Below are 5423 nucleotides of genomic sequence, written 5' to 3' on the forward strand. Positions count from 1 at the left end.
CTGCGCGGGCACCGAGGCCAGCCGCTCCGCCGCGGGCTGCGCCTGCCCGCCGTCGGCCGGCTGCCGGTTGCGCCGGGAGTCGTCGGGCTCCAGCGGGATCGGCGAACCGCGCAGCACATCGCCCGCGGCGCGCGGCAGCGTCAGCCGGAACTGCGAACCGCCACCGGGCTCGCCCCACGCCTGGAGCCAGCCGCCGTGCAGCCGCGCGTCCTCCACCGCGATCGACAGCCCGAGGCCGGTACCGCCCGTCGTCCGGGCGCGCGCCGGATCGGCCCGCCAGAAGCGGTTGAACACCCGCGTCGCCTCGCCGGGCTTCAGACCCACCCCGTAGTCCCGCACGGCCACCGCGACCGCGCCGCCCGCCGCCGCGAGCCGCACCACCACGTCCCGGCCCTCGCCGTGCTCCACGGCGTTGACCACCAGATTGCGCAGCACCCGCTCCACCCTGCGGGCGTCCGCCTCCGCGATCACCGGCGCCTCGGCGCCCCGCACCAGGATCCGGGTGCCCTTGGCGTCGGCCAGCGGCTCGGCCCCGTCGACCACCCGGTTCACCACATCGCGCAGATCGATCTGGTCGGCCTCCAGGGCGGCCGCGCCCGCGTCGAACCGGCTGATCTCCAGCAGATCGGAGAGCAGCGACTCGAAGCGGTCGACCTGGCCCCACAGCAGCTCGGCGGAGCGCGCCGTGATCGGATCGAAGTCCTCGCGCCCCTCGTAGATGACGTCCGCCGCCATCCGCACGGTCGTCAGCGGCGTCCGCAGCTCATGGGAGACGTCCGAGACGAACCGCCGCTGCATCCGCGACAGCTCCTCCAGCTGCTGGATCTTGAGCTGGAGGTTCTGGGCCATCTTGTTGAACGCCTCGCCGAGGCGGGCGATGTCGTCCTCCCCGGTGACCTTCATCCGCTCCTGGAGCAGACCGGCCGCCAGCCGCTCGGAGATCCCGGCCGCCATCCGCACCGGCGTGACGACCTGCCGCACCACCACCCAGGCGATGGCTCCGAGCAGCACCACCACGAACACCCCGGCCGTGGCCAGCGTGCCCTTCACCAGGCTCAGCGACTTCTCCTCCTGGGTGAAGGGGAAGAGGTAGTACAGCTGATACGCGTCGCCGTGGTTGTCGTCCAGCCGCTTGCCGATGATCAGCGCGGCCTCGCTGTCGCCGGAGCCGAGGTGCTCGATCCGCCCGTACTGCTCGTACGGGGCCGTCCGGCCCTCGTCCACCCGCTGCCGCAGGTCGGCGGGCACGCTGTCCGCCTTGACGTCGCCGGAGGCCCGGGGGCCGCGGCTGGCCACATAGGGCGTCTCCCCGGAGTCGGAGCTGAGCGCGACCACCGAGTACGCGCCCTTGCCGCCGCTGGCCAACTGCTCCACCAGCGCGTTCAGCCACGCCCCCGCGTCCTGGGCGCCGCGGCTGCCGGGGCCCGCACCGTCCTGGCCACCGGTGTCGCTCTTACGGTCGGCCATCTGCTCGGCCACCTCGAACCCGCCGACGGCCTGGCCCTGCGCGGCATGCCGCTTGGCGTCCAGCAGACCGTTGCGCACCTGGCCGATGACGACCAGGCCGAGCAGGATCACCACGCCGAGCGACATCAGCAGCGTGGTGGCCACCACCCGCAGCTGAATGTTCCGCCGCCACAGCCGGGCAGCGGGCAGCAGCGGACGGCGCACCCACCGCCCGAACAGCCGGATCAAGGGATGGGCCGGTCCGCCGGAGGCGCCGTCGGGCAGCAGATGCCCGCCGCTCCACAGCCTCCGGAGCAGCGGAATGTCACCCGCCGGGTCGGGCCGTCCCACCCGGCCGCCCTCCGGCGCCCCGCCTCCCGAACCCTGGGGCCGCGGAGCCGTGCCGCCACCCGTCATCTCAGCTGGGCCCGGCCTTGTAGCCGACGCCGCGCACGGTCACCACGATCTCCGGCCGCTCCGGGTCCTTCTCGACCTTGGACCGCAGCCGCTGCACATGGACGTTGACCAGCCGGGTATCGGCCGCGTGCCGATAGCCCCAGACCTGCTCCAGCAGCACCTCGCGGGTGAACACCTGCCACGGCTTACGGGCCAGGGCCACCAGCAGATCGAACTCCAGCGGGGTCAGCGCTATCGACTGCCCGTCCCGCTTCACCGAGTGCCCGGCGACGTCGATCACCAGATCGCCGATCGTCAGCTGCTCCGGCGTCGGGTCCTCGGACCGCCGCAGCCGCGCCCGGATCCGGGCCACCAGCTCCTTCGGCTTGAACGGCTTGACGATGTAGTCATCGGCACCGGACTCCAGCCCGACCACCACGTCGACCGTGTCGCTCTTGGCGGTGAGCATGACGATCGGCACCCCGGACTCGGCCCGAATCAGCCGGCAGACCTCGATCCCGTCCCGTCCGGGCAGCATGAGATCGAGCAGCACCAGATCCGGCTTGGCCTCGCGGAAGGCGGCAAGAGCCTTGTCGCCGTCCGAGACGAACGACGGTTCAAAGCCTTCGCCGCGCAGCACGATGCCGAGCATCTCTGCCAGTGCGGTGTCGTCGTCGACGACAAGGACGCGTCCCTTCATGAGGCCATCATCCCATTACCTGATCGTGACCTGTCGCACAGCTCCGCGATACCCCCCTCGGTGACCGGAGCGACCACACCACGCTCGGTGACGATCGCGGTGACCAGCTCCGGCGGTGTGACGTCAAAGGCCGGGTTGAACGCCTGCGTGCCCAGTGGGGCCACCGGCACTCCCAGCGCCGCCTCGGCACCGGGGGCGGCCGGAGCATGCGGCAGTATGACGTCCGTCACCTCGTGTCCGGGCCGCTGTTCGACCTCGATCGCCGCCCCGTCGGGGGTGTCCGGATCCACCGTGGTGGTCGGGGCCACCACGATGAACGGCACATGGTGGTAGCGGGCCAGCACCGCGAGCGGATAGCTGCCGACCTTGTTGGCCACCGAACCGTCCGCGGCTATCCGGTCCGCGCCTATCACGACCGCGTCCACTTCCCCGGCCGCGAACAGCGACCCCGCCGCGTTGTCGGTGAGCAGCGTGTAGGCCATCCCCGCCCGGGCCGCCTCGTACGCCGTCAAGCGAGACCCCTGGAACAGCGGACGGGTCTCGTCCACCCAGAGCCGCCGCAGCTGCCCGGCCCGGTGCACCGCCTTGACCACGGCCAGGGCGGTGCCCTCACCGCCGGAGACCAGCGCGCCGGAGTTGCAGTGGGTGAGGATGCGGTAGCCCCCCGCGGGAAGCAGCTCATCGAGGAGCGCCCGGCCGTGCCCGGCCATCCGCTCGCTGGCCTCGGCGTCCTCACCGTGCAGGGTGCGGGCCTCGGCGAGCGCGGCCGCAGCGGCCCGCTCGGGGTCCGCCCCGTCCCGGACCGCCGCGTGGTACGCGGCGGCGGCCCGCCGCACGCCATAGCCGAGGTTGACGGCGGTGGGACGGGCATGGGCGAGCGACTCGGCGGCCTCGTCCACATCGAAACCGCGCACCGCGGCGAGGGCGACCCCATAAGCCCCGGCGATGCCGAGCAGCGGGGCTCCTCGTACCGCGAGCGAGCGGATCGCTTCCACCAGCATCGGCACATCGGTGCACACCAGCTCGACCTCCTCGGCGGGAAGCCGGGTCTGGTCGAGGAGCACCACCACGGGCCCCTCCGGTGGTTCCTCCCAGCGCAGTGCGAAAGCAGTGGGCGCTGCGGCGCCTTCCGGGGACTCCCGGTGCTCATCAGCCATCCGCCCAGTCTGCCCCCTGCGGCACCGACTAATGAAGTGGTCAGCCCGCCCCGGCGACCGGTACGAACCACAACACACCGTGGCACGATGGCTACGAAGCGGCCGTCACCCCATCGGCGACCGGCCAACGAACGACCTACGGAGCGACGATGAACAACTCTCCGGGCTGGGCTCCGCCCGGATCGTCCCCTTCCGACGAGCCCGATCACGGCAGTCAGCAGCCGAACGAGCCCGTCGACCACCCCGCGCCGGAGCGGCCTGCGCGGGGCGCCACCTGGGCCAAGCAGCAACCGCCCGCCGGACACTGGACGGCCCCCCACGGCGGCGTCACCACGCCGCCCCCGCACCCGGCCGGACCGGCGAACGGCGGCGGCTGGGGAGCCGGTTGGCGACAGCCGCCGCCCGCGCCCCGCCCCGGCGTCATCCCGCTGCGGCCGCTCGCCGTGAGCGAGATCCTCGACGGCGCGGTCGCCACCATGCGCGCCCACTGGCGCACGGTCCTCGGCATCTCGCTCGCGGTCTCGGTAGTGACCCAGGGACTGATCACCGTCGTCACCGGTCTGTGGTTCCGCACCACCTCCGGGACCGGCGCGGTCGACAAGCCGGACCCCACGCTCGCGGAGGCCCTGGAGGCCGTTCGCAACGCCCTGGGCAGCAGCTCGGTCACCATGCTCGTCGGCGTGCTGGGCACCATCGTCACCACCGCCCTGCTGACCATGGTCACCGCCCGGGCGGTCCTCGGCCGCCCCGTGTCCACCGGCGAGGCCTGGGACGGCGCCCGGCCGCGCCTGCTTCAGCTGTGCGGTCTGCTCCTGCTCATCCCCACCATCGCCGCGGCCGTCATCGGCCTGGGCATGGCGCCGGGGATGCTCCTCGCCGCGGTCGGCGTGGGCAGCGAAGGCGCGGCGCTCGCCTCGCTCGGAGCGCTCGCCGGAACGGGCGTCGCCATCTGGCTCTGGGTCCGCTTCAGCCTCGCCGCCCCCGCGTTGATGCTGGAGAAGCAGGGAATCATCTCTGCCCTGCGCCGCTCCGCCAAGCTCGTACGCGGCGCGTGGTGGCGCGTCTTCGGCATCCAACTCCTGTCCATCGTGCTGGTCTTCCTCGTGGCCGCCATCGTCGAGGTACCGACCAGCGCCGTCGCGATGGCGTTCGGCGGGGACAGCGCCATCGACTACCTGTCCGGGGAGTCCGTCTCCGTCGGCTGGGCCTTTCTGATCGTCGTCGGCATCGGCGGGGTGATCAGCTCGGCCATCACCTTTCCGATCAGCGCCGGTGTGACCGCTCTTCTCTACATGGACCAGCGCATCCGCCGCGAGGCACTCGACCTCGAACTCGCCCGTGCCGCCGCCTCCGGCAACTGATGTGGTGACGGCGGCGGATGATGGCGTCAGAGCCGGCCCCATAACGGGCCCTGACGCCACCTCCACCGCCCTCCCGGCCTGCACCCCTCGCAGCAGCCCCATGGCAATCCCCCGCTTCTCCTCACCCCTCCTGCTGGCGATTCTGGGCGGTCCCGCACTCGCCACGCCAGGGGCGCAGTCCCGTTTCACTCGATCCGGTGATACATCAGTTCGATTGGGAACCTGGCGCTGAACGCAAAAATGCCTCGGTCCCGAGCATGAAATGCTCGGGACCGAGGCTAAAGATTGTTCGGCGGCGTCCTACTCTCCCACAGGGTCCCCCCTGCAGTACCATCGGCGCTGAAAGGCTTAGCTTCCGGGTTC

The 5423-nt window shown here is 72.1% G+C and carries 4 protein-coding genes and 1 rRNA gene; 1 reads left to right on the plus strand and 4 read right to left on the minus strand.

Going from position 1 to position 5423, the window contains the following annotated elements; translation table 11 throughout:
• The 3 genes from mtrB to mtnA form a co-directional block, all read right to left on the minus strand.
• On the minus strand, nt 1-1863 hold a 1863-nt coding region (mtrB, locus tag EEJ42_RS34615; RefSeq protein WP_425473009.1), incomplete at its 3' end, for an MtrAB system histidine kinase MtrB.
• 1 nt (nt 1864) lies between these two features.
• Nucleotides 1865-2542 (minus strand): two-component system response regulator MtrA, encoded by a 678-nt coding sequence (gene mtrA, locus EEJ42_RS34620; protein ID WP_009717421.1) that lies wholly within the window; start codon nt 2540-2542, stop codon nt 1865-1867.
• Nucleotides 2539-3699 (minus strand): S-methyl-5-thioribose-1-phosphate isomerase, encoded by a 1161-nt coding sequence (mtnA, locus tag EEJ42_RS34625; protein ID WP_123106123.1) that lies wholly within the window; start codon nt 3697-3699, stop codon nt 2539-2541. Before mtnA ends, mtrA begins: the two co-directional genes overlap by 4 nt.
• 149 nt (nt 3700-3848) lie before the next feature.
• Between mtnA and EEJ42_RS34630 the strand changes: the two genes are divergently transcribed.
• Nucleotides 3849-5060 carry a DUF7847 domain-containing protein gene (locus EEJ42_RS34630; protein ID WP_123106125.1) on the plus strand — a complete coding sequence of 404 codons (1212 nt, stop codon included), beginning with the start codon at nt 3849-3851 and terminating at the stop codon, nt 5058-5060.
• A gap of 287 nt (nt 5061-5347) precedes the next feature.
• Here the strand turns inward: EEJ42_RS34630 and rrf are convergent.
• Nucleotides 5348-5423: ribosomal RNA gene (gene rrf, locus EEJ42_RS34635) — 5S ribosomal RNA — on the minus strand; the annotation flags it as partial.

The organism is Streptomyces botrytidirepellens, assembly GCF_003721215.1.
GTDB lineage: Bacteria > Actinomycetota > Actinomycetes > Streptomycetales > Streptomycetaceae > Streptomyces > Streptomyces himastatinicus.